Origin of the sequence: Leclercia sp. TB492 (assembly GCF_049974505.2) — a bacterium.
GTDB classification, from domain to species: domain Bacteria; phylum Pseudomonadota; class Gammaproteobacteria; order Enterobacterales; family Enterobacteriaceae; genus Enterobacter; species Enterobacter adecarboxylatus_C.
In genome coordinates, this window is the sequence record NZ_CM127572.1 from 2,839,814 (window position 1) to 2,861,417 (window position 21,604).

General features: G+C 57.7%; 21 protein-coding genes. 8 read left to right on the top strand and 13 right to left on the bottom strand.

Annotated elements, in window-relative coordinates; translation table 11 throughout:
* Nucleotides 1-14 precede the first annotated feature (14 nt).
* Together copD and yobA are read right to left on the bottom strand one after the other, a co-directional pair.
* Nucleotides 15-887 (bottom strand): copper homeostasis membrane protein CopD, encoded by an 873-nt coding sequence (gene copD / locus ACP4QI_RS13450; protein ID WP_426495321.1) that lies wholly within the window; start codon nucleotides 885-887, stop codon nucleotides 15-17.
* Nucleotide 888: 1 nt separating this feature from the next.
* A complete protein-coding gene (gene yobA, locus ACP4QI_RS13455) occupies nucleotides 889-1,263 on the bottom strand; it encodes a CopC domain-containing protein YobA (protein ID WP_142489957.1) in 375 nt (124 codons plus the stop codon).
* Nucleotides 1,264-1,399: 136 nt separating this feature from the next.
* Here yobA and ACP4QI_RS13460 point away from each other — a divergent pair, with 136 nt between their 5' ends.
* The 3 genes from ACP4QI_RS13460 to exoX all read left to right on the top strand — a co-directional run bounded on the left by ACP4QI_RS13460 (nucleotide 1,400) and on the right by exoX (nucleotide 3,084).
* Nucleotides 1,400-1,630: a DNA polymerase III subunit theta gene (locus tag ACP4QI_RS13460; protein WP_142489958.1), complete on the top strand. Its 231-nt coding sequence runs from the start codon at nucleotides 1,400-1,402 to the stop codon at nucleotides 1,628-1,630.
* A gap of 107 nt (nucleotides 1,631-1,737) precedes the next feature.
* On the top strand, nucleotides 1,738-2,397 hold the full coding sequence (locus ACP4QI_RS13465) for a nitrilase-related carbon-nitrogen hydrolase (protein ID WP_285130930.1): 660 nt from the start codon (nucleotides 1,738-1,740) through the stop codon (nucleotides 2,395-2,397).
* 24 nt (nucleotides 2,398-2,421) lie between these two features.
* Nucleotides 2,422-3,084 carry an exodeoxyribonuclease X gene (gene exoX, locus ACP4QI_RS13470; protein WP_142489960.1) on the top strand — a complete coding sequence of 221 codons (663 nt, stop codon included), beginning with the start codon at nucleotides 2,422-2,424 and terminating at the stop codon, nucleotides 3,082-3,084.
* Here the strand turns inward: exoX and ptrB are convergent.
* The 3 genes from ptrB to yebF form a co-directional block, all read right to left on the bottom strand.
* On the bottom strand, nucleotides 3,066-5,147 hold the full coding sequence (gene ptrB / locus ACP4QI_RS13475) for an oligopeptidase B (protein ID WP_142489961.1): 2,082 nt from the start codon (nucleotides 5,145-5,147) through the stop codon (nucleotides 3,066-3,068). The two genes, exoX and ptrB, sit on opposite strands and share 19 nt — an antisense overlap.
* Before the next feature lie 90 nt (nucleotides 5,148-5,237).
* Nucleotides 5,238-5,888, bottom strand: coding sequence for a tellurite resistance TerB family protein (locus ACP4QI_RS13480; RefSeq protein WP_285128020.1), 651 nt, complete (start codon nucleotides 5,886-5,888; stop codon nucleotides 5,238-5,240).
* A gap of 87 nt (nucleotides 5,889-5,975) precedes the next feature.
* Nucleotides 5,976-6,329 carry a protein YebF gene (yebF, locus tag ACP4QI_RS13485; protein ID WP_285128022.1) on the bottom strand — a complete coding sequence of 118 codons (354 nt, stop codon included), beginning with the start codon at nucleotides 6,327-6,329 and terminating at the stop codon, nucleotides 5,976-5,978.
* A 148-nt stretch (nucleotides 6,330-6,477) separates the two neighbouring features.
* Here yebF and purT point away from each other — a divergent pair, with 148 nt between their 5' ends.
* Entirely contained in the window at nucleotides 6,478-7,656 is a 1,179-nt protein-coding gene (purT, locus tag ACP4QI_RS13490) for a formate-dependent phosphoribosylglycinamide formyltransferase (protein ID WP_231312088.1), read from the top strand.
* Nucleotides 7,657-7,757: 101 nt separating this feature from the next.
* On the opposite strand, the gene ACP4QI_RS13495 is transcribed toward purT, so the two are convergent.
* From ACP4QI_RS13495 to zwf, 3 genes are all read right to left on the bottom strand, one after another.
* On the bottom strand, nucleotides 7,758-8,399 hold the full coding sequence (locus tag ACP4QI_RS13495; RefSeq protein WP_059307637.1) for a bifunctional 4-hydroxy-2-oxoglutarate aldolase/2-dehydro-3-deoxy-phosphogluconate aldolase: 642 nt from the start codon (nucleotides 8,397-8,399) through the stop codon (nucleotides 7,758-7,760).
* Between the two features lie 39 nt (nucleotides 8,400-8,438).
* On the bottom strand, nucleotides 8,439-10,250 hold the full coding sequence (edd, locus tag ACP4QI_RS13500; protein WP_156264053.1) for a phosphogluconate dehydratase: 1,812 nt from the start codon (nucleotides 10,248-10,250) through the stop codon (nucleotides 8,439-8,441).
* A 233-nt stretch (nucleotides 10,251-10,483) separates the two neighbouring features.
* Nucleotides 10,484-11,959: a glucose-6-phosphate dehydrogenase gene (gene zwf / locus ACP4QI_RS13505; protein WP_142489966.1), complete on the bottom strand. Its 1,476-nt coding sequence runs from the start codon at nucleotides 11,957-11,959 to the stop codon at nucleotides 10,484-10,486.
* Nucleotides 11,960-12,281: 322 nt separating this feature from the next.
* Between zwf and ACP4QI_RS13510 the strand changes: the two genes are divergently transcribed.
* Nucleotides 12,282-13,187, top strand: coding sequence for a MurR/RpiR family transcriptional regulator (locus tag ACP4QI_RS13510; RefSeq protein ID WP_142489967.1), 906 nt, complete (start codon nucleotides 12,282-12,284; stop codon nucleotides 13,185-13,187).
* Nucleotides 13,188-13,310: 123 nt separating this feature from the next.
* A complete protein-coding gene (gene pyk, locus ACP4QI_RS13515) occupies nucleotides 13,311-14,753 on the top strand; it encodes a pyruvate kinase (RefSeq protein ID WP_106993322.1) in 1,443 nt (480 codons plus the stop codon).
* A gap of 108 nt (nucleotides 14,754-14,861) precedes the next feature.
* Here pyk and lpxM read toward each other — a convergent pair whose 3' ends face one another.
* The 3 genes from lpxM to znuA all read right to left on the bottom strand — a co-directional run bounded on the left by lpxM (nucleotide 14,862) and on the right by znuA (nucleotide 18,232).
* A complete protein-coding gene (lpxM, locus tag ACP4QI_RS13520; protein WP_285111258.1) occupies nucleotides 14,862-15,833 on the bottom strand; it encodes a lauroyl-Kdo(2)-lipid IV(A) myristoyltransferase in 972 nt (323 codons plus the stop codon).
* A 116-nt stretch (nucleotides 15,834-15,949) separates the two neighbouring features.
* Nucleotides 15,950-17,272 carry a murein DD-endopeptidase MepM gene (mepM, locus tag ACP4QI_RS13525; RefSeq protein WP_142489969.1) on the bottom strand — a complete coding sequence of 441 codons (1,323 nt, stop codon included), beginning with the start codon at nucleotides 17,270-17,272 and terminating at the stop codon, nucleotides 15,950-15,952.
* Between the two features lie 15 nt (nucleotides 17,273-17,287).
* Nucleotides 17,288-18,232: a zinc ABC transporter substrate-binding protein ZnuA gene (gene znuA, locus ACP4QI_RS13530; protein WP_142490116.1), complete on the bottom strand. Its 945-nt coding sequence runs from the start codon at nucleotides 18,230-18,232 to the stop codon at nucleotides 17,288-17,290.
* Between the two features lie 78 nt (nucleotides 18,233-18,310).
* Between znuA and znuC the strand changes: the two genes are divergently transcribed.
* The gene (gene znuC / locus ACP4QI_RS13535) at nucleotides 18,311-19,066 is read left to right on the top strand and encodes a zinc ABC transporter ATP-binding protein ZnuC (RefSeq protein WP_426495320.1); all 756 of its coding nucleotides are present in this window, start codon (nucleotides 18,311-18,313) and stop codon (nucleotides 19,064-19,066) included.
* Nucleotides 19,063-19,848 carry a zinc ABC transporter permease subunit ZnuB gene (gene znuB, locus ACP4QI_RS13540; RefSeq protein ID WP_142489971.1) on the top strand — a complete coding sequence of 262 codons (786 nt, stop codon included), beginning with the start codon at nucleotides 19,063-19,065 and terminating at the stop codon, nucleotides 19,846-19,848. The genes znuC and znuB overlap by 4 nt, the downstream gene beginning before the upstream one ends.
* 101 nt (nucleotides 19,849-19,949) lie before the next feature.
* On the opposite strand, the gene ruvB is transcribed toward znuB, so the two are convergent.
* Both ruvB and ruvA read right to left on the bottom strand, forming a co-directional pair.
* A complete protein-coding gene (gene ruvB, locus ACP4QI_RS13545) occupies nucleotides 19,950-20,960 on the bottom strand; it encodes a Holliday junction branch migration DNA helicase RuvB (protein ID WP_142489972.1) in 1,011 nt (336 codons plus the stop codon).
* An 8-nt stretch (nucleotides 20,961-20,968) separates the two neighbouring features.
* On the bottom strand, nucleotides 20,969-21,580 hold the full coding sequence (ruvA, locus tag ACP4QI_RS13550; RefSeq protein ID WP_142489973.1) for a Holliday junction branch migration protein RuvA: 612 nt from the start codon (nucleotides 21,578-21,580) through the stop codon (nucleotides 20,969-20,971).
* Nucleotides 21,581-21,604 lie beyond the last annotated feature (24 nt).

Below are 21,604 nucleotides of genomic sequence, written 5' to 3' on the forward strand. Positions count from 1 at the left end.
TGTGTTCCACCTCGTCAGAAGGGTTCCCAGGTCGCGAACAGGCTGACTGCCGCCAGAACCAGCGCCCCCAGCACAACCTCAGTCTGCGTCATCCTGATAAAATAACGTTGCTCACGTCCGTCGCCAGAACGAAATCGCGGCACCAGAACATACCGATTCACTAGGGCAATTACCACCATCATTGCCACCAGCGCACATTTCAACAACAGCAGCCGTCCCCATGCCGAGTGCCACGGCGCTACCCAGCCCTGGATCAGCAGGGTATTGATCGCCCCGGTGAGTACCACCCCGGCGACGGCCAGATGACCATAGCGCGAGAAGCGCATCATGGTATAGATGGCGGCCTCCCGCCAGCGTCCGCGCGACAGGCGCAGGCAAAAGAGCAGCGGCAATAAGCCGCCCAGCCAGACGGCCGTACACAGCAGATGCAGGCCATGATTGCTGCGCTGCACCCTCCCCAGAATGCCCTCATGCATCGCCGCATGCCCGACGCCCGCCAGCAGGATAAACTGCGCGGCGGTAAACAGCAGGATCAGCGGAACGGCTTTTCGCGGTTCCAGCCAGGCAATCAAGAAGGTCATCAGGGCCAGGATAATCTGCCATAGCCAGATCCGGCCAAACTGGGTGGTGAGTACTGCAAGCCAGGTTGGCGCGCTAATAACATCCTGCCAGCCATCGCCCATCATCCCGCCCTGTAGCGCCAGCATCATCACTGCTGAGAGCAGGGCAACAGAAGCGATCGCTTTTTGCTGGCGACGAAAACGGCGCGCCAGCAGACGCCGCAGCGAGACAGGTGCCAGCCAGGCGCCGTAAAGGGCGTTGCCGAAAAGCACCATCAGGGCGGAAAAATGGACAAAACGCAGCGTAACGTAGCAGAACGCCAGCATTTTACTTCACGCTAAAACGGTAGCTACCCTGGGTTTTGTGACCATCCACGGAGACCACATGCCAGTCCACCCGGTAGGTGCCTGCCGTCAGCGGAGAGTTTAATGGCACGATCAGCTGGGTCGGGTCCTTCTCATTGCGTTTTACCGCACCGGTTTCAGCGGGCTGCTGTTTATCATCCGTGACGGAAACCCCGCTAAACCGCGGCTCGATCCCCTCGGAGAAGTTGAGCGTTAATGCCTGGGGCGCCGCGTCAACGGCGGCATCAGCCGCGGGGTATTGATGCTGCAAATGGGCATGAGCAAAGACAACCGGCGTCGTCAACGTAGTCAATAACAGAGTCAGCGTGCAGAGAGCACGGGAAAGGGGTATCGCCATCACATACATTCCTTTTTGTTATGCCTGATTGTCAGAGGATAACTCTGTATAATGATCCAGTCGAGGATCATCCTGCCCGGGCTTGTCAATGCGCCGCCGTTTGGGTAACGTTGGCCCGCAAATGAAGGAGACCCTTATGAAGACTAATCTCGCCACCCTCCCCCAGGAGGAGATGGACAAAGTGAATGTAGATTTGGCCGCTGCGGGCGTAGCTTTTAAAGAGCGCTATAACATGCCGGTTATCGCTGAGGTGGTAGAGCGGGAACAACCGGCGCACCTGCGCGACTGGTTCCGCGAGCGACTGATTGCGCATCGATTAACCTCTGTTAACCTCTCGCGCCTGCCGTGGGAGCCGAAAGTTAAGTAACCTTACCCGCTGTTACAGTTCCTTACACAGATTATGCCAGGATAAAAATCCCTGATTCATTCAGGGGCTTTATGAATCTCTGCGACTCCGTGCATAAGGAAATCACGATGTCTCACTGGACTATTGCGGCTGCTCAGTACCAGCCGACCCATCACTGCGTGGACGACCACGTATCACACCATCTGCGTTTTATCACCGCCGCCGCACGCCAGCAGTGCAATTTGCTGCTCTTTCCGGAACTCTCGTTAACCGGCCCGGTCTTACCAGACAGCCAACTCCCTGCCCCACCTGCTCGCCAGCAGCTCGCGCCGCTGCATGAGGCCGTGAAGGCGTGTAACCTCTCGGTTATTGCCGGGATCACGGTGGACGATAACGGCCAGCGTCAGCGTGGGCTGGCGTGGTTTAGCCCGGAACGGCCCCAGGCCATTCTCTACCCGCATGGTGCAGGTGCCTGTCTGGAGAGTCGACACAGCAGCGGCCTGTCTCTTGTCGATGCTCACGCCGAGCCGCCCAATATCACCCCCAACGCCACGCTGTTTACCCGCGGCATGGCGGTGAGTGAAGCTGAAAGGCCCGCCTCCTTTGCACAGTGGCAGCGTTTTGCCCATCGCTACGGGATTGCGGTGCTGGTGGCCAATCACGACGGCGGTAGCGCCCTGTGGGATGCGCGCGGGCAGTTAATCCTTCGCGCCGATTCCGGCGAGCTGTTATTAACGGGTCGCTATGTAGAGCAGAGTTGGCAAGGTGAGATCATTCCATTACGCTAAACCTTTTACGGCCAGGAGAGAGCCATGCTACGTGTCATCGACACCGAAACCTGCGATCTGCAGGGAGGGATTGTGGAAGTGGCGTCTGTCGATGTTGTGAACGGGCAGATCGTCAACCCATGCAGCCACCTGGTGCGTCCGGATCGCCCCATCAGCCCGCAGGCGATGGCGATTCACCGCATCACCGAGGCGATGGTGGCCGACAAACCCTGGATTGAAGAGGTGATCCCGCACTATCACGGCAGCCAGTGGTATGTGGCGCATAACGCCAGCTTCGATCGCCGCGTTCTGCCCGAGATGCCGGGAGAATGGATCTGTACCATGAAGCTGGCCCGGCGCGTATGGCCGGGGATCAAATACAGCAATATGGCGCTCTATAAGTCGCGCAAACTCAGCGTCAGGACGCCGGAAGGGCTGCATCATCACCGCGCCCTGTACGACTGCTATATTACCGCCGCGTTGCTGATTGATATCATGAACACCACCGGCTGGACCCCTGATGAGATGGCCGACATCACCGGGCGACCGGCGCTGTTGACCACCTTTACCTTCGGTAAATATCGCGGGAAAGCGGTAGCGGAGGTGGCAGACAAAGATCCGGGCTATCTGCGCTGGCTGTATAACAACCTCGACAGAATGAGCCCCGAGCTGCGCCTCACCCTGAAGCACTATCTGGGCGGATCCTGATCCGCCTCTCCAGACCGGGCGGTCAGTGTCTCCTGCGCCAGGCCGACGATAAACGCATACTCCAGCGCCACCCCTTCATAGGATTTAAAGCGCCCGGATTTCCCGCCGTGTCCGGCATCCATGTCGGTACAGAGCAGCAATAAATTATCGTCGGTCTTCATCTCACGCAGTTTCGCCACCCACTTCGCGGGCTCCCAGTACTGCACCTGGGAGTCATGCAGGCCGGTGGTGACCAGCATGTGCGGATAGGCCTTCGCCTCCACATTGTCATAAGGGCTGTAGGCTTTCATGTAGCGGTAGTAGGTCGGATCCTGCGGGTTGCCCCACTCCTCATACTCTCCAATGGTCAACGGGATGGACTCGTCGAGCATGGTGGTCAGCACATCGACAAAGGGCACCTGCGCCACCACGCCTTTAAACAGCCCCGGGCGTTCGTTGATCACGGTACCCATCAGCATGCCGCCCGCGCTGCCCCCCATCGCGAAGCACTGTTTCCTGTCGCCATACCCCAGCTCCAGCAGCCCATCGCAGACATCGAGATAGTCGTTGAAGGTGTTTTTCTTTTTCAGGAATTTGCCGTCCTCATACCACTTCTGCCCCAGCTCGCCGCCGCCGCGAATATGGGCGATAGCAAAGACGAAGCCCCGGTCGAGCAGGCTTAAGCGGCTGCTGCTGAAATCGGCGTCGATGCTGGAACCATAAGAACCGTAGCCGTAGATGAGGATCGGGTTTTTGCCCTTGCGGAAATGGTGCTTATGGTAGACCAGCGAAACCGGCACTTCGGTGCCGTCGCGAGCTACAATCCAGACGTGCTCACTGCGGTAGAGTTCAGCATTAAAGCCTTTGACCTCGGCCTGCTTCAGCACCTTGCGCTGCCCGGTGTCCATATCCAGCTCGAACAGGGTATCGGGAGTGGTCATGGAGGAGTAACCGTAGCGCAGGCGCGACGTTTCCGGCTCCGGGTTATAGCCAATCCAGGTTACGTAGGCGGGATCGTCGAAGGCGATACCGATCACCTCCCGGGTTTTGCGGTTTATCTGCCGCAGGCTGGTCAGCCCGCGCTGGCGCTCTTCCACCACCAGCCAGTCGGTAAAGAGGGTAAAGCCTTCAAGCATCACCTGCTCGCGCGGCGGGATCAGCACTTCCCATTTGCGTTCGTCGCGCACTTTGGTTTTGTAAAGGCCAAAGTTTTTGCCCTCCCGGTTGGAGCGCAGATAGAAGGTGTGCTGGAAGTGGTCGAGACTGTACTCGTGATCCTTGCGGCGCGGCATAAAGCACAGCGGCTGGGCGTCCGGCAGTTCGGCATCCAGCAGCAGCACCTCGGTAGTGGTGGCGCTGGCGAGGAAGATAATCACGTAGTGTTTCGACGTGGTCTTGTGCAGGCTGACGTAAAAGGTTTCGTCTTTCTCCTCATAAACCAGCTCGTCGCTGGTGGACGCGGTGCCTACCGTATGCCGCCAGACCTGAAAAGGGTGCAGCGTGGTGGCATGCTTTTTGATGTAATAGACGGTCTCCGAGTCGTTGGCCCAGATAAAATCGGGGGAGACGTTGTCGAGCATCTCGGGATACCAGTTCCCGGACTCCAGATTGCGGAACCGTAAGCCGTACTGCCGTCGGGAGAGGTAGTCTTCGGCCAGGGCCATAATGGCGTTATCCGGCGACACCGCCATGCCGCCCAGGGTATAAAACTCGCTGTGCGACGCCCGCTGGTTGGCATCCAGCAGCGTTTCCCACTCCTCCCACTCGGCGCAGAGCACCGACTGCCGCTGATAGATGGCGTATTCGTTACCGGGCTCATAGACGTGTCGGTATCGATAGCCGTTGCGACTCCAGGGCGCCGAGACGTCACGCTGCGGAACGCGCTCTACCATTTCGTTAAGCAGACGGTCCTGCAGCGCCTGCTGCGTCGACATGACCCTGCGGCCATAGTCATTTTCATCGTGGAGGTAATCCAGCACCTCCGGCTGTGAGCGGGTATCGTCGCGCAACCAGTAATAGTTGTCGATACGCGTGTCACCGTGCGCGGTGAGAGCGTGCGGTATGCGTTGGGCTTTAGGTGGCATGTCAGTATGATTCTTTTACGTTTAACACCCTATAAGGTTGGCAAAACATGCGCACGATGCAAGCGAAACGGGATACCCGGGGGTAAAAAGTTAGCCGGGGAGCGCCTGTTTTTGCTGACGAATATCCTGCTCAATGCCTTCCCGTACCTCGGTCGGGATTTTCAGCGCATCGCCCAGCGCATTGAGATAGCTGCGCTCCATAAAGTGATCGATATCGATCGCCGCGCAGCTCAGGAAATAGAGCTCCAACGCTTCCTCTTCATTTTTTATCCCCTGCGCCAGTCGTTGGGGATCCAGCGGCTGCTCAATGGCCTGAGCCACCAGCGCCCTGCCCTGCTCCTCCACGCCCGCTTCCCGCAGCTGCTGTTCAATAGCGGCGCGCTCTCGATCGTCAATGTGCCCGTCGCTCTTCGCCGCAAAGACCAGCGCCAGGATCAGCCTTTCGCTGCGCACATCCAGCGCCGAGGCCTGCTGACCAAACTGCGGTTCACCCTGATGGGCAGAACGCACCTTGTCCTTGTACTTATTCCATAGCACGGTGCCGGCAATGGCCCCGCCGCCCGCCAGTAGGGCCCCGGTGCCGTATTTCGCCAACAGCTTACGCGAGGATTTATTCGCTACCAGCAGTCCGGCAAGGCCGCCAAGCGCCCCTGGCGCCAGCATTTTGCTCAGCCCTTCTCCCGAGGATGACCCCGCTTTCTGCCCCAGCAGCGACTGTAATTGATTCAACCAGTTTGACATGATTTCCCTCACTTAACGGTGCATGAATCTCACAGCCTAAGCGAGGGGATGTCAGGAAATGTCTGCGGCGACAAAAGAAGCGAAAATTCACTTTTTCGCTGACAGGTACTGCGCGCTGCCCGCTTTACAGTCCACCTTCACCTGATAATGGATATCGGTGTTTTTGCCCCGCACCGTCAGCGGAACGGTCCAGCGATCTTTTTCACCCTTCACCTCCTTCGGGTTGATCCACGCCACCGGGTCGGCCATCCCCAGCGTCTTTTGATCGTCCGCCCAGCGCACGATGCGGTTTTGCAGATAGTCCCGCTTCACGCTGGCGGCAATCCCCTCGGCATCCTGACCTTCACAGGTCGGAAACTTCACGGTTTTCTCATCGGCGGCCTGCGCCGTCAGGCTGGCACCCAGCAGCGCCAGCGCCATCACGACCCCTGTTTTGTTCATCACGATCTCCTGTATTGGCTCCCCAAAAGCATGGTCGAAAAATATGACGATGCAAATAACCGCCTGTCGGCACGGCGGATTTTCGCGAAGCAAGACAGACGCAAACGTTTTCGTTTATACTGCGCGCAACTTTTTCAGGGGGATGATTATGACTCGTTTAGGAACTGCGCTGCGCCCGGCAGCGACGCGCGTAATGTTGCTCGGATCCGGTGAACTGGGCAAAGAAGTGGCCATCGAGTGCCAGCGCTTAGGGATTGAAGTGATCGCCGTCGATCGCTATGCCGATGCCCCGGCCATGCACGTTGCCCATCGCTCGCACGTCATTAATATGCTCGATGGCGACGCCCTGCGCGCGGTGATTGCCGCAGAAAAACCGCACTTCGTGGTGCCGGAAATCGAAGCCATCGCCACCGATACCCTGCTGGCGCTGGAAGCCGAAGGCCAGCACGTGGTGCCCTGTGCCCGCGCCGCGAAGCTGACCATGAACCGGGAAGGTATTCGCCGCCTGGCCGCGGAAGAGCTGGCTTTGCCTACCTCCCGCTACCGTTTTGCCGATAGCAAGAGCGATTTTCTGCAGGCGGTGAACGACATTGGCTACCCGTGCATCATTAAGCCGGTGATGAGCTCCTCCGGCAAAGGACAGAGCTTTGTGCGCAGCGCCGACCAGCTGGATCAGGCCTGGGATTACGCCCAACAGGGGGGCCGCGCCGGTGCCGGCCGGGTCATCGTTGAGGGGGTGGTGCAGTTTGATTTTGAGATTACCCTCCTGACCGTCAGCGCCGTCGATGGGGTGCACTTCTGCGATCCGATTGGCCATCGTCAGGAAGATGGCGACTACCGTGAATCCTGGCAGCCGCAGCGGATGAGCCCGCTGGCCCGGGCGCGCGCCGAGGAGATCTCCCGCAAAGTGGTGCTGGCCCTGGGCGGCCATGGGCTGTTTGGCGTCGAGCTGTTCGTCTGTGGCGACGAGGTAATTTTCAGCGAAGTATCCCCACGTCCGCACGATACCGGCATGGTGACCCTGATCTCGCAGGACCTCTCCGAGTTTGCCCTGCACGTCCGTGCCTTCCTCGGCCTGCCGGTAGGTGGCGTGCGTCAGTATGGTCCCGCGGCATCGGCGGTGATCCTGCCCCAGCTGACCAGCCAGAACGTCACCTTTGATAACGTTGATGCCGCAGTGGGCGCGGGCCTGCAGCTGCGTCTGTTCGGTAAGCCAGAAATCGAAGGTTCGCGTCGCTTAGGCGTGGCGCTGGCAACGGGCGAAGATGTGGAAACCGCAATAGAGCGGGCGAAACAGGCCGCCGCCAGCGTGCAGGTAGCAGGATAAAAAAACGGGCCACCAGGCCCGTTTTTTTAGACATTTGATGTTTATCGTAGGCCGGGTAAGCGCAGCGCCTCCCGGCAAAAAACGCGCACAATACCTAAATCTTACTGCTGCGCGCCTTCAACCGCTTCGCGCGCCAGCTTAGTGATGCGATCCCAGTCGCCCGCTTCCAGCGCATCCGCCGGAACCAGCCAGGAGCCGCCGATGCACAGCACGCTTTTCAGCGCCAGGTAGTCACGGTAGTTCGCCGGGGAGATGCCGCCAGTCGGACAGAAACGCACGTTGGCGAACGGACCTGCGATAGCCTGCAGCGCTTTGGTGCCGCCGTTGGCTTCCGCCGGGAAGAATTTGAACTCTTTCAGGCCGTAGTCCAGACCCAGCATCAGCTCAGATACGGTGCTGATGCCCGGGATCAGTGGAATGGAGCCTTCGGTTGCCGCTTTCAGCAGCGGCTCGGTCAGACCCGGGCTGATGGCGAACTGCGCACCGGCTTCGGTGACTTCAGCCAGCTGCTGAGGGTTCAGTACGGTACCTGCGCCGATGATGGCTTCCGGCACTTCTTTGGCGATGGCGCGAATCGCATCCATTGCACAGGCGGTACGCAGGGTCACTTCCAGGACGCGAACGCCACCGGCAACCAGCGCTTTCGCCATCGGCACAGCGTGTTCCAGCTTGTTAACCACGATCACCGGCACTACCGGGCCAGTTTTCAGGATTGCTTCTGCACTTGTATTCCAGTTTTTCATCAGAGTTTTTCTCTCGCCAGATCGATAATTCTTGTCGTCTTAAAACGTAATACAGGTCGCGCCCTGCTCTGCGCCCGAGAGGTTCTCGCGCAGCGCACTGAACATTTCGCGCCCCGTGCCCACGCGCGATGCGCTCAGGTCAGGAATATGTGGCTTACGTGCGGCAAGTACCGCCTCATCCACCAGTAAGGTCAACTCGCCGGTCTGACCGTTAACGCGGATGATGTCGCCATCGTACACTTTTGCCAGCAATCCACCGTCGTAAGCTTCCGGGGTGACATGGATGGCAGAAGGCACTTTACCTGATGCGCCGGAGAGGCGTCCATCGGTTACTAACGCAATTTTGAAACAGCGGTCCAATAATACACCAAGTGGCGGCATTAGTTTATGTAATTCTGGCATGCCGTTCGCTTTTGGTCCCTGATGACGGACCACAACCACGCAATCTTTGTCCAGCAGACCGGCTTCAAATGCCGGCAGCACGTCATGCTGACTCTCGAACACAATCGCCGGGGCTTCAATAACCTGGTTTTCCACCGGCACCGCAGAGGTCTTCATTACCGCCCGACCCAGGTTGCCGTTCAGCACTTTGGTGCCGCCGTGGTGAGAGAATGGCTTGTCGAAGGTGGCGATCACGCTCTCATCCAGCGAAGCCTGAGCCCCTTCACGCCAGTCCAGCTCGCCATCGTTCAGCCACGGCTCCAGGGTGTAACGCTGCAGGCCAAAACCGGCCACCGTGTTGACGTCTTCATGCAGCAGACCGCCCTTCATCAGCTCGCGCATCAGCACCGGTACGCCGCCCGCCGCCTGGAAGTGGTTAATGTCTGCCGGGCCGTTCGGGTAGAGACGGGTCATCAGCGGCACCGCTTCAGACAGATCGGAGAAATCGTCCCAGTTGATGAGAATGCCCGCAGCACGGGCCATCGCCACCATGTGCATGGTGTGGTTGGTGGAGCCGCCGGTCGCCAGCAGAGCCACGATACCGTTGACCACCACTTTTTCATCAACCATTTTACCGAGCGGCATCCACTCGTTGCCGTTACCGGTCAGGCGGGTCACCTGCCGCGCCGCTGCGGCGGTCAGGGCTTCACGCAGCGGTGCATCCGGGTGGACAAACGACGAGCCCGGCAGCTGCATTCCCATAAATTCCACCACCATCTGGTTGGTGTTGGCGGTACCGTAAAACGTACAGGTGCCCGGCGCGTGATAGGACGCCGCTTCCGACTCCAGCAACGCCATGCGATCCACTTTGCCTTCGGCATACAGCTGGCGAATGCGCACTTTCTCTTTATTAGCCAGACCGCTGGCCATCGGGCCTGACGGCACGAAGAGGGCAGGAAGATGACCGAACGACAGGGCCGCCATCGCCAGCCCCGGAACAATCTTGTCGCACACGCCGAGGTACAGCGCGCCATCAAACATGTTATGCGACAGGCCGACCGCGGCGGACATGGCGATCACTTCCCGGCTCAGCAGCGAGAGTTCCATCCCGTCCTGACCCTGGGTCACGCCGTCGCACATCGCAGGCACCCCGCCCGCGACCTGGCCCACGGCATTGGCCTGGTGCAGCGCTTTCCGAATGATGTCCGGGTAGGTCTCATACGGCTGATGCGCCGAGAGCATGTCGTTGTAGGAGGTGATGATGCCGATATTGTTACGCAGCATGCTTTTCAGCGAGGCTTTATCTTCTGGCTGGCAGGCGGCAAAACCATGCGCCAGGTTACCGCAGGCCAGCTGCGAACGATGGACCGTATCGGTCTTCGCCTGCTGAATGCGCGCGAGGTAGGCTGAACGGGTCTTTTTCGAGCGCTCAACAATGCGCTGTGTTACCCGTAACAAAGTCGAATTCATAGAAGCTCCTATCATTTATCTGTCCGCGCTCTGGAATTAACAAAGTGTTTAGCAGGCTATAACATCGCTGAAACGCTTGATTGCCGGAGCTCTGGGGCAAAATCGCTTCCGGCAGTGTAATAAAAAAAGCTCCGGGTGGAAATCCACACGGAGCTTAAATGGTTATTTATTGTGCGCTGGCCTGAGCCAGATCATGTTACCGGTAAAATAACCCCTAAGGATTAGCGGTTAATTTACTCAAACTCGTTCCAGGAGCGGCCGTCACGGGTGATCATCGCCACAGAGGCAACCGGTCCCCAGGTACCCGCCTGATACGGTTTCGGTGCATCCTGATCCGCGGCCCAGGCTTCGGTGATGGAGTCGACCCATTTCCACGCCTCTTCCACTTCGTCACGACGCACAAACAGGGCCTGGATCCCACGCATGGTTTCCAGAAGCAGACGTTCGTACGCATCCGCCAGATGGTTCTGGTTGAAGGTTTCGGAGTAGCTCAGATCCAGCTTGGTGGTCTGCAGATTGTGCTTGTGATCCAGGCCCGGCACCTTGTTCAGCACCTGAATATCCACGCCCTCGTCCGGCTGCAGACGGATGGTCAGTTTGTTCTGCGGCAGCTCCTGCCAGGACTCTTTGAACAGGTTCAGTTCCGGATTTTTGAAGTAGACAACCACTTCAGAGCATTTGGCCGGCAGACGTTTACCGGTGCGCAGGTAGAAAGGCACTCCCGCCCAACGCCAGTTGTCGATATCCACGCGGATGGCGACGAAAGTTTCGGTGCTGCTGGTTTTATTCGCGCCCTCTTCTTCCAGATAGCCCGGCACTTTTTTACCCTGGGCGAAACCGGCGGTGTACTGACCGCGGACGGTTTTCTCACGCACGTTGGAGCGATCGATGCGTCGCAGGGACTTCAGCACTTTCACCTTCTCATCGCGAATGCTGTCTGCAGAGAGATCTGACGGCGGTGCCATGGCGATCATGCAGAGGATTTGCAGCAGGTGGTTCTGGATCATGTCGCGCATCTGACCGGCCTGGTCAAAGTAACCCCAGCGCCCTTCAATCCCCACCTCTTCCGCCACGGTGATCTCCACGTGGTCGATAGTGCGGTTATCCCAGTTGTTCACAAACAGGGAGTTGGCGAAACGCAGCGCCAGCAGGTTGAGCACCGTCTCTTTACCGAGGTAGTGGTCGATACGATAAACCTGGCACTCTTCGAAGTATTCCCCGACCTGGTCGTTAATTTCACGGGAGGTCGCCAGCGAGGTACCCAGCGGTTTTTCCATGACCACGCGTGCCGGCTTGGCGTTCAGTTTTGCTTCGCCGAGCCCTTTGCAGATGGCGCCGAAGGTGCTTGGCGGCATGGCGAAATAGTTGATGGTGACGCGATTTTTTTGATCGAGCATCGCGCCCAGATCGGCAAAGGCCGACGTGTCGTTCACGTCGAGGTTGCAGAAATCGAGACGTCCACTCAGCGTATCCCACAAACTTTCATCGATCTTCTCCTTCATGAAAGTTTCCAGCGCTTCGCGCACCACTTTGGTATACGCGTCTTTATCCCAGTCGGCACGGCCCACGCCCAGGATGCGCGTCTCCGGGTGGATCTGACCCGCTTTTTCCAGTTGATACAGGGAAGGCAGCAATTTCCGGCGTGCAAGATCGCCTTTCGCGCCGAAAATGACCAGGTCACATGCCTGGGCTGTTTGCGTTACCGCCATGTCATTCTCCTCAGTTGGATATCCTGGTGCTTTTGCCAGAATATCGTTGTAATTTTATTACATGCACTCTACTGCTTTTATGTCATTCCCGAAACCATTTGCACTTATCCTCGCGTGCGATACGGCGATATTTCGTCAGGGGATCGCCCCGCGCGGGGTAATAACGGTGAAACGGGCGAAACTTTGTTCTGTCAGGCCGTTGCTAAAATCCGACAGCGATCAAGTAATGAAAAAAAACAACAACATTTTTTTCGGGGTTTGCCCTTTTCGGCAAATCACAGGCGTATATTCTTGCTAATTCGAATCGCGATTTCACCCCTTAATGAAATCGTTTCCACCGATGAGCGCCGTGTTAATAATGAACATGCTGGAAAAAATCCAGTTTCAACTGGAACACCTTAGCAAATCCGAGCGAAAAGTGGCTGAAGTAATTCTCGCCGCCCCCGCTCAGGCCATTCATTCCAGCATCGCCACTCTGGCCCAGGAGTCGGGGGTCAGCGAACCGACCGTCAACCGCTTCTGCCGCAGTATGGAGACGCGTGGCTTTCCTGATTTTAAACTGCATCTGGCGCAGAGTCTGGCTAACGGTACCCCCTATGTAAACCGCAATGTCGATGAAGACGACAGCGTGGAGGCCTATACCGGCAAAATTTTTGAATCGGCAATGGCGACGCTGGACCAGGTCCGCCAGTCGCTGGATATGGGGTCGGTTAACCGGGCCGTCGATCTACTGACTCAGGCGAAGAAAATTGCCTTCTTTGGTCTCGGGTCGTCAGCAGCCGTCGCTCACGATGCAATGAACAAATTTTTTCGCTTTAATGTCCCGGTTATCTATTCCGACGACATCGTGCTGCAACGCATGAGCTGTATGAATTGTAACGAAGATGACGTGGTGGTGCTGATCTCGCATACTGGTCGTACCAAAAGTCTGGTTGAGCTGGCCCAGCTGGCGCGTGAAAACGATGCCATGGTAATTGCTCTCACCACCACCGGTACGCCGCTGGCGCGTGAAGCGACGCTGGCGATCACTCTCGACGTGCCGGAAGACACCGACATCTACATGCCGATGGTGTCGCGTCTGGCGCAGTTAACCGTCATCGACGTGCTGGCTACCGGCTTTACCCTGCGCCGCGGGGCGAAATTCAGAGATAACTTGAAGCGCGTCAAAGAAGCGCTCAAGGAATCGCGTTTTGATAAAGAATTGTTCATCAAGGGTGAAGTTCCCTGATCGTCAATTATAAAGTTGTTACTTTTTTCGGCATTCGGTAAGTTTCCTGTTGGTATTACGGCGGACAACGTGCCGAATCATCGTTCACGCAACACCAGGTTGTTTCAGACAACGGAGTATTACATGTCCAGAAGGCTTCGCAGAACCAAGATCGTTACCACCTTAGGCCCGGCTACTGACCGCGATAATAACCTCGAGAAAATCATCGCTGCAGGCGCCAACGTGGTACGTATGAACTTTTCTCACGGGACACCGGAAGATCATAAATTACGTGCAGATAAGGTCCGTGAGATCGCGGCAAAACTGGGACGTCATGTAGCTATCCTCGGTGACCTTCAGGGTCCCAAAATCCGCGTATCGACCTTCAAAGAAGGCAAAGTTTTCCTCAATATCGGTGACAAGTTCCTCCTCGACGCCAACCTGAGCAAAGGCGAAGGCGACAAAGAGAAAGTGGGGATCGACTATAAAGGCCTGCCTGCTGACGTGGTGCCGGGCGATATCCTGCTGCTCGACGACGGTCGCGTTCAGCTGAAAGTGCTGGAAGTTCAGGGCATGAAGGTGTTCACCGAAGTAACCGTTGGCGGCCCGCTCTCCAACAATAAAGGCATCAACAAACTGGGCGGCGGTCTCTCTGCTGAAGCTCTGACCGAAAAAGACAAAGCCGACATTCTCACCGCGGCTGAGATTGGCGTTGACTACCTCGCCGTCTCCTTCCCGCGCTGTGGCGAAGATCTGAACTACGCCCGCCGTCTGGCGCGCGACGCAGGTTGCGATGCCAAAATCGTCGCCAAAGTGGAACGTGCGGAAGCGGTCTGCAGCCAGGACGCGATGGATGACATTATCCTCGCCTCTGACGTGGTGATGGTGGCCCGTGGTGACCTGGGCGTTGAGATTGGCGACCCGGAACTGGTCGGGATCCAGAAGGCGCTGATCCGCCGTGCCCGTCAGCTGAACCGCTCCGTGATCACCGCCACCCAGATGATGGAGTCGATGATCACCAACCCAATGCCGACCCGTGCGGAAGTCATGGACGTGGCGAACGCCGTGCTCGACGGTACCGATGCGGTGATGCTGTCAGCCGAAACCGCTGCCGGCCAGTATCCGGCGGAAACCGTGGCCGCGATGGCGCGCGTCTGCCTGGGGGCAGAGAAGATCCCAAGCATCAACGTCTCCAAGCACCGTCTGGACATTCAGTTCGACAACGTGGAAGAAGCCATTGCGATGTCAGCGATGTACGCGGCTAACCACCTGAAAGGCGTGACCGCAATCATCACCATGACCGAATCCGGCCGTACCGCGCTGATGACCTCGCGTATCAGCTCCGGCCTGCCGATTTTCGCTATGTCCCGTCATGAGCGCACCCTGAATCTGACCGCGCTGTACCGCGGCGTGACGCCGGTGTTCTTCGACAGCAACAGCGACGGCGTGGCGGCGGCGAACGATGCCGTGAATCTGCTGCGCGACAAAGGCTATCTGGTTTCCGGGGATATCGTCATCGTGACCCAGGGCGATGTGATGAGCACCATTGGCTCAACCAACACTACCCGCGTGATGACCGTCGAATAACACGGCGGTTTTGCCGGGTGGCGCTGCGCTTACCCGGCCTACAGGTTCGTAGGCCCGTGCAAGCGAAGCGCCGCCGGGCAAAAAAAATCCCCCGAGACGGGGGATTTTTTATTTCTTGGGATACAGCTCTTTGCGCTTGTAAGGCTCTTTCTCGCCCGGCTTGCGCGTCTTCAGCAGTTTCAGGATCCAGGTGTACTGCTCTACATGCGGTCCCACCAGAATCTCCACCTCTTCGTTCATCCGACGCGCAATGGTGTTGTCGTCGGCGGTGAGCAGATCGTCCATCGGCGGGCGGACTTCAATCGTCAGGCGATGGGTTTTGCCATCGTAAATCGGGAAGAGCGGGATCACCCGCGCCTGGCATACCTTCATCAACCGGCCAATCGCCGGTAGCGTGGCCTTATAGGTGGCAAAGAAATCGACAAACTCGCTATGTTCCGGCCCGTGATCCTGGTCCGGCAGATAATAGCCCCAGTAGCCCTGGCGCACGGATTTGATAAAGGGTTTGATGCCGTCGTTGCGGGCATGCAGGCGGCCGCCAAAGCGACGACGCACCGTATTCCATACATAATCGAAAACCTTGTTCCCCTGGTTGTGGAACATCGCCGCCATTTTTTGTCCCTGCGACGCCATCAGCATCGCCGGAATATCCACGCCCCAGCCGTGCGGCACCAGGAAGATCACCTTTTCGTCGTTGCGACGCATCTCCTCGATGATTTCCAGACCTTTCCAGTCAACGCGGCCGGCGACCTTTTCCGGCCCACGTAACGCCAGCTCGCCCATCATCGCCATCGCCTGTGGCGCGGCGGTGAACATCTCGTCAATGATCGCTTCGCGCTCCGCCTCACTCTTCTCCGGGAAGCAGTAGAAGAGGTTTATCTGCGCGCGGCGGCGGGCGCTTTTACCCAGCTTGCCCGCCAGACGTCCCACTTTACCAAGCAGCGGGTCGCGCACGGATGCCGGAAGCATTGCAATACCGGCAAAGGCATAAACACCCAGCCAGGCGCCCCAGAAGCGCGGATGACGAAAGGATTTCTCAAATTCAGGAATGTATTCACTGTTGTTTTTTTGGGTTTCCATGCTTTTTCCAGGGCGGGTGATGCTTAAAAGAGTAATGCGTTAGTTTAGCGAGGCAGTGCGCAAGGCACAAAAGAAAAAGCCGGTGCAGTAACGCACCGGCTTTTATCGCTGCAGTATTAATTAATACTGAGCTGCGGCATAACCTCTTTGACCTGCGCCAGATAATCGCTACGGTCCTTACCGGTCAACCCTTCAGTACGCGGCAGTTTCGCCGTTAACGGGTTGACCGCCTGCTGGTTGATCCACACTTCATAGTGCAGGTGCGGGCCGGTAGAACGCCCGGTATTGCCCGATAGCGCGATGCGATCGCCACGCTTCACCTTCTGCCCCGGCTTCACCAGCAGCTTACGCAGGTGCATATAGCGGGTGGTGTAGGTACGTCCATGACGCACGGCAACGTAATAGCCGGCGGCACCGCTGCGTTTTGCCATCACCACTTCGCCATCACCGACTGCCAGAACAGGTGTCCCCTGCGGCATAGCAAAGTCCACACCGCGGTGCGGGGCTACGCGGCCGGTAACCGGGTTCAGACGACGCGGGTTAAAGTTCGAGGAGACGCGGAACTGTTTCGAGGTCGGGAAGCGCAAGAAGCCTTTCGCCAGACCGGTCCCGTTGCGATCGTAGAATTTGCCGTCTTCGGCGCGGATCGCATAATAATCTTTCCCGTCAGAGCGTAAACGAACCCCAAGCAGCTGGCTCTGCTCGCGCTTGCCGTCCAGCATTTCGCGGGACATCAGCACCGACCAGGCATCGCCTTTTCTCAGCTTACGGAAGTCCATCTGCCACTGCATGGCTTTGATCACTGAACTGATTTCACCGCTGGTCAGACCCGCTTCACGCGCGCTGGCAACGAAACTGCCGCCGCCTAAGGTGCCTTTGATAGCGCTGTTAACCCAGTCGCCCTGCTGCATTTCGCTGCTCATCTTGAAACCGTTTTCAGCACGATCGTAGGTGCGGGTTTCACGACGGGAGACTTCCCAGGTCAGGCGCTGTAAATCGCCGCTGTCGGTCAGGGTCCATGAAAGCTGCTGACCAATTTTCAGGTTACGCAGATCTTTATCCGCGGCAGCAAGCCGGCTGATTTCACCCATATCGATACCGTACTGGTTAAGCACGCTGCTTAAGGTATCGCCAGTTGAAACCACATATTCATGGACGCCGCTTTCAGGGGCGATTTTGTCATCCAGTTCATCCTGCGGAATAGCTTCTTCTTCCTGCGGGGCCTGGTCGATAGGTTCACTGGCTTCGGGCAACAGTGAGCGGATTTCGTTTCTTTCCAGTTCGATGGTCTTGATAACTGGCGTGGAATTTGGGTGGTAAATATAGGGCCGCCAGACGGCGACCGCTAAGGTGAGAACAGTAAGCGACCCCAGCATGACGCGGTGGGGCCGGGGCAGATTATTAAATGCCAGGGCGACAGAGCGGGCTATCTGTTGCACGTATTCACTTCCTCGTTAATCTCCTTTCAGGCAGCTCGCATACTGGTTCGCCAGTTGGCTGAGGAACTGCGAATAGCTCGCTTTGCTCAACTGGATAGAGGTTCCAAGTGGGTCAAGGGTGCCCATACGCACGGACGTACCCCTTGCCACGGCTTCAACGACCGCTGGCCTGAACTGTGGCTCAGCAAAAACGCAGGACGCTTTCTGCTCAACCAACTGTGTTCTGATTTCATGTAAACGCTGCGCACCGGGTTGAATTTCTGGATTGACGGTGAAATGGCCAAGCGGCGTGAGACCGTAGTGTTTTTCATAGTAGCCATAGGCATCATGAAAAACGAAATATCCTTTACCTTTCAGTGGTGCGAGCTCGGTACCCACCTGCTTGTCGGTTGCGGCAAGTTGTGCCTCAAAATCCTTCAGGTTGGCGTCAAGTTTGGCTCGACTTTGCGGCATAAGTTCCACTAATTTTTCATGGATTGCAACCGCCGAAAGGCGTGCTATCTCTGGGGAAAGCCAAAGGTGCATATTGTACTCACCGTGATGGTGATGCTCGTCACCTTTTTCCCCTTCAGCACTCCCGTGATCGTGGTCATGATCGTCATCATCAGACCCTTTCATGAGCAGCGGTTTCACACCCGTAAGATTAGAAATGTTAACCTGTTTAGCATCCGGCAGCTGGCTTGCAGACTTCTGCATGAAGGCTTCCATCTCTGGCCCAATCCAGACCACTAAGTCTGCGTTTTGTAAGCGTTTTACATCCGAAGGGCGCAGGGAATAGTCGTGTTCAGAGGCACCATCAGGCAGTAACACCTGGGTTTCCGTCACGCCATCTGCAATAGCGGAAGCGATAAAACCGAGCGGCTTAAGCGAAGCGACAACGGCGGCGTTAACATCTTGTGCTGTTGAACCCCAAAGGGCAGCGGATAATGCTGCGAAAAGAAGCGTATTTTTCTGTAACATAATGCGACTATTCATCGTAATGAGTGGGTGGGATGTGATATTATAACATTCGATGACTTCTGCAAGCATAAAATTGACATGACGAATCTGGTAACTATCGAAAACATTTCGGTTTCATTCGGTCAGCGCCGCGTCCTCTCTGACGTTTCGCTGGATTTGAAACCCGGTAAAATTTTGACGCTGCTTGGCCCCAATGGCGCGGGTAAATCGACGCTGGTGCGCGTGGTGCTGGGCCTGGTAGCACCCGACAGCGGCCTTATCAAGCGTGACCGGCAGCTGCGCATCGGCTATGTACCGCAGAAGCTGCACCTGGACGCCACCCTGCCGCTGACGGTCAGCCGTTTTCTGCGTCTGCGTCCCGATACGCGCAAAGAGGACATTCTTCCGGCGCTCAAGCGGGTACAGGCCGGGCATCTGATCGACGCGCCTCTGCAAAAGCTCTCCGGGGGCGAGACCCAGCGCGTGCTGCTGGCCCGCGCCCTGCTCAACAAGCCGCAGCTGCTGGTGCTCGACGAGCCTACCCAGGGGGTGGACGTCAACGGTCAGGTGGCGCTGTATGACCTGATCGATCAGCTGCGCAAAGAGCTGGACTGCGCCGTGCTGATGGTGTCACACGATCTGCATCTGGTGATGGCAAAAACGGACGAAGTGCTCTGTCTGAACCATCACATCTGCTGTTCTGGCACACCGGAAGTGGTCTCCATGCACCCTGAGTTTATCTCGATGTTTGGCCCACGCGGCGCCGAGCAGCTGGGCATTTATCGCCACCATCACAACCACCGCCATGATTTGCAGGGACGCATTGTCCTGCGCCGGGGAAACGGTAACTCATGATTGAATTATTATTGCCCGGCTGGCTGGCCGGGATGATGCTCGCCTGCGCGGCGGGTCCACTGGGCTCGTTTGTCGTCTGGCGTCGGATGTCTTACTTTGGCGATACCCTCGCCCACGCCTCCCTGCTGGGCGTGGCGTTTGGCTTACTGCTGGATGTTAATCCGTTCTATGCAGTGATTGCGGTGACGCTGCTGCTGGCCGCCGGTCTGGTGTGGCTGGAGAAGCGCCCGCACCTGGCGGTGGATACGCTGCTCGGGATCATGGCGCACAGCGCCCTGTCGCTGGGTCTGGTGGTGGTCAGCCTGATGTCCAACATTCGCGTGGATCTGATGGCCTATCTCTTCGGCGACCTGCTGGCGGTGACGCCGGACGATCTGATTGCTATCGCCATCGGGGTGGTAATCGTGCTGGCTATCCTGCTGTGGCAGTGGCGTAACCTGCTGGCGATGACCATCAGCCCGGATTTAGCCTTTGTTGATGGCGTGAAGCTGCAACGCGTCAAGCTGCTGCTGATGCTGGTGACCGCCCTGACCATTGGCGTGGCGATGAAGTTTGTCGGGGCGTTAATCATTACGTCGCTGCTGATCATTCCCGCCGCCACCGCGCGTCGTTTTGCCCGCACGCCGGAGCAGATGGCCAGCGTAGCCGTGGGTGTCGGGATGATTGCCGTGACCGGAGGGTTAACCTTCTCAGCGTTTTACGACACCCCTGCCGGACCGTCGGTGGTGCTGTGCGCGGCAGCGCTGTTTATCTTCAGCATGATGAAGAAACCGGCCAGCTGAGGTAATTAATTGCCCGGTGGCGCTATGCTTACCGGGCCTACAGGATCGCGCTTATCCAGGCCGGATAAGGCGCAGCCGCCCTCCGGCAATTTCCGCAGAGGTTAAGGCATCTCCGGCGGCGTAATGCCAAAGTGATCCCAGGCACGCACCGTCGCCATGCGCCCGCGTGGCGTACGCTGCAAAAAGCCCTGCTGGATCAGGTACGGCTCCAGCACATCTTCAATGGTTTCCCGCTCTTCACCAATCGCTGCCGCCAGGTTATCCAGCCCGACCGGCCCGCCAAAGAACTTGTCCAGCACCGCCAGCAGCAGCTTGCGGTCCATATAGTCAAACCCTTCGGCATCCACGTTCAGCATATCCAGCGCCTGAGCGGCGATCTCATGCGAAATGGAGCCGTCGTGCTTCACCTCGGCGAAATCACGCACCCTGCGCAGCAGTCGGTTCGCAATACGCGGCGTACCGCGGGAGCGCTTCGCCACTTCAAAAGCCCCCTCTTCGCTCATCTCCAGCCCCATGTAGCGCGCGCTGCGGCTGACGATATGCTGGAGGTCGGGCACCTGATAAAACTCGAGGCGCTGCACGATACCGAAACGGTCGCGCAGCGGCGAGGTTAACGAGCCCGCGCGGGTGGTGGCGCCAATCAGGGTGAAGGGCGGCAGATCGATCTTAATCGAGCGCGCCGCCGGGCCTTCGCCAATCATGATATCCAGCTGGTAGTCTTCCATCGCCGGATAGAGCACCTCTTCCACCACCGGTGACAGGCGGTGGATCTCATCGATAAACAGCACATCGTGAGGTTCGAGGTTGGTCAGCATCGCTGCCAGATCGCCCGCTTTCTCCAGCACCGGGCCGGAGGTGGTGCGCAGATTGACGCCCATCTCGTTGGCGACAATGTTGGCAAGCGTGGTTTTCCCGAGCCCTGGCGGGCCAAAAATCAGCAGGTGGTCGAGGGCGTCGCCACGAAGTTTCGCCGCCTGGATAAAGATCTCCATCTGCGAGCGCACCTGCGGCTGGCCAATATACTCATCCAGCAGCTTCGGGCGGATCGCACGGTCCACCAGATCTTCTGTCTGAACGCTGCCTGCCGAGACCAGACGGTCTGCTTCAATCATCCTTTACCTCACAATGCAGCGCGCAGCGCTTCACGAATCAGGGTTTCACTGGTCGCGTCCGGTTTAGCAATCTTGCTGACCATCCGGCTCGCTTCCTGAGGTTTATAGCCCAGCGCCACCAGCGCGGCAACCGCTTCCTGTTCCGCATCGTCTGCTGTCGGGCCGGCAGGTGACGTCAGCACCAGGTCAGCAGCAGGGGTAAACAGATCGCCGTGCAGACCTTTAAAGCGATCTTTCATCTCAACAATCAGGCGCTCGGCCGTTTTCTTGCCGATGCCGGGAAGTTTAATCAGTGCGGCGGGGTCTTCGCGCTCAACGGCGTTAACAAACTGTGGAGCCGACATCCCGGAGAGGATCGCCAGCGCCAGCTTTGGCCCTACGCCGTTAGTTTTGATCAGCTCTTTAAACAGGGTGCGTTCCTGCTTATTGTTAAAGCCAAACAGCAGCTGGGCATCTTCACGCACGACAAAGTGGGTGAAGACAATCGCCTCTTTGCCCGCGTCCGGCAATTCATAGAAGCAGGTCATTGGCATATGCACTTCGTAGCCCACGCCTCCGGCCTCAAGCAGCACTATCGGGGGTTGTTTTTCTAAGATGATGCCTCTGAGTCTGCCTATCACGTGACGCTCCTGCGTTAAGGGCTA

Excerpts from the sequence above, each read along its gene's own strand:
- copD (WP_426495321.1), bottom strand. The coding sequence starts at position 887 with ATGCTGGCGTTCTGCTACGTTACGCTGCGTTTTGTCCATTTTTCCGCC.
- yobA (WP_142489957.1), bottom strand. The coding sequence starts at position 1,263 with ATGGCGATACCCCTTTCCCGTGCTCTCTGCACGCTGACTCTGTTATTG.
- ACP4QI_RS13460 (WP_142489958.1), top strand. The coding sequence starts at position 1,400 with ATGAAGACTAATCTCGCCACCCTCCCCCAGGAGGAGATGGACAAAGTG.
- ACP4QI_RS13465 (WP_285130930.1), top strand. The coding sequence starts at position 1,738 with ATGTCTCACTGGACTATTGCGGCTGCTCAGTACCAGCCGACCCATCAC.
- exoX (WP_142489960.1), top strand. The coding sequence starts at position 2,422 with ATGCTACGTGTCATCGACACCGAAACCTGCGATCTGCAGGGAGGGATT.
- ptrB (WP_142489961.1), bottom strand. The coding sequence starts at position 5,147 with ATGCCACCTAAAGCCCAACGCATACCGCACGCTCTCACCGCGCACGGT.
- ACP4QI_RS13480 (WP_285128020.1), bottom strand. The coding sequence starts at position 5,888 with ATGTCAAACTGGTTGAATCAATTACAGTCGCTGCTGGGGCAGAAAGCG.
- yebF (WP_285128022.1), bottom strand. The coding sequence starts at position 6,329 with ATGAACAAAACAGGGGTCGTGATGGCGCTGGCGCTGCTGGGTGCCAGC.
- purT (WP_231312088.1), top strand. The coding sequence starts at position 6,478 with ATGACTCGTTTAGGAACTGCGCTGCGCCCGGCAGCGACGCGCGTAATG.
- ACP4QI_RS13495 (WP_059307637.1), bottom strand. The coding sequence starts at position 8,399 with ATGAAAAACTGGAATACAAGTGCAGAAGCAATCCTGAAAACTGGCCCG.
- edd (WP_156264053.1), bottom strand. The coding sequence starts at position 10,250 with ATGAATTCGACTTTGTTACGGGTAACACAGCGCATTGTTGAGCGCTCG.
- zwf (WP_142489966.1), bottom strand. The coding sequence starts at position 11,959 with ATGGCGGTAACGCAAACAGCCCAGGCATGTGACCTGGTCATTTTCGGC.
- ACP4QI_RS13510 (WP_142489967.1), top strand. The coding sequence starts at position 12,282 with ATGAAATCGTTTCCACCGATGAGCGCCGTGTTAATAATGAACATGCTG.
- pyk (WP_106993322.1), top strand. The coding sequence starts at position 13,311 with ATGTCCAGAAGGCTTCGCAGAACCAAGATCGTTACCACCTTAGGCCCG.
- lpxM (WP_285111258.1), bottom strand. The coding sequence starts at position 15,833 with ATGGAAACCCAAAAAAACAACAGTGAATACATTCCTGAATTTGAGAAA.
- znuA (WP_142490116.1), bottom strand. The coding sequence starts at position 18,232 with ATGTTACAGAAAAATACGCTTCTTTTCGCAGCATTATCCGCTGCCCTT.
- znuC (WP_426495320.1), top strand. The coding sequence starts at position 18,311 with ATGACGAATCTGGTAACTATCGAAAACATTTCGGTTTCATTCGGTCAG.
- znuB (WP_142489971.1), top strand. The coding sequence starts at position 19,063 with ATGATTGAATTATTATTGCCCGGCTGGCTGGCCGGGATGATGCTCGCC.
- ruvB (WP_142489972.1), bottom strand. The coding sequence starts at position 20,960 with ATGATTGAAGCAGACCGTCTGGTCTCGGCAGGCAGCGTTCAGACAGAA.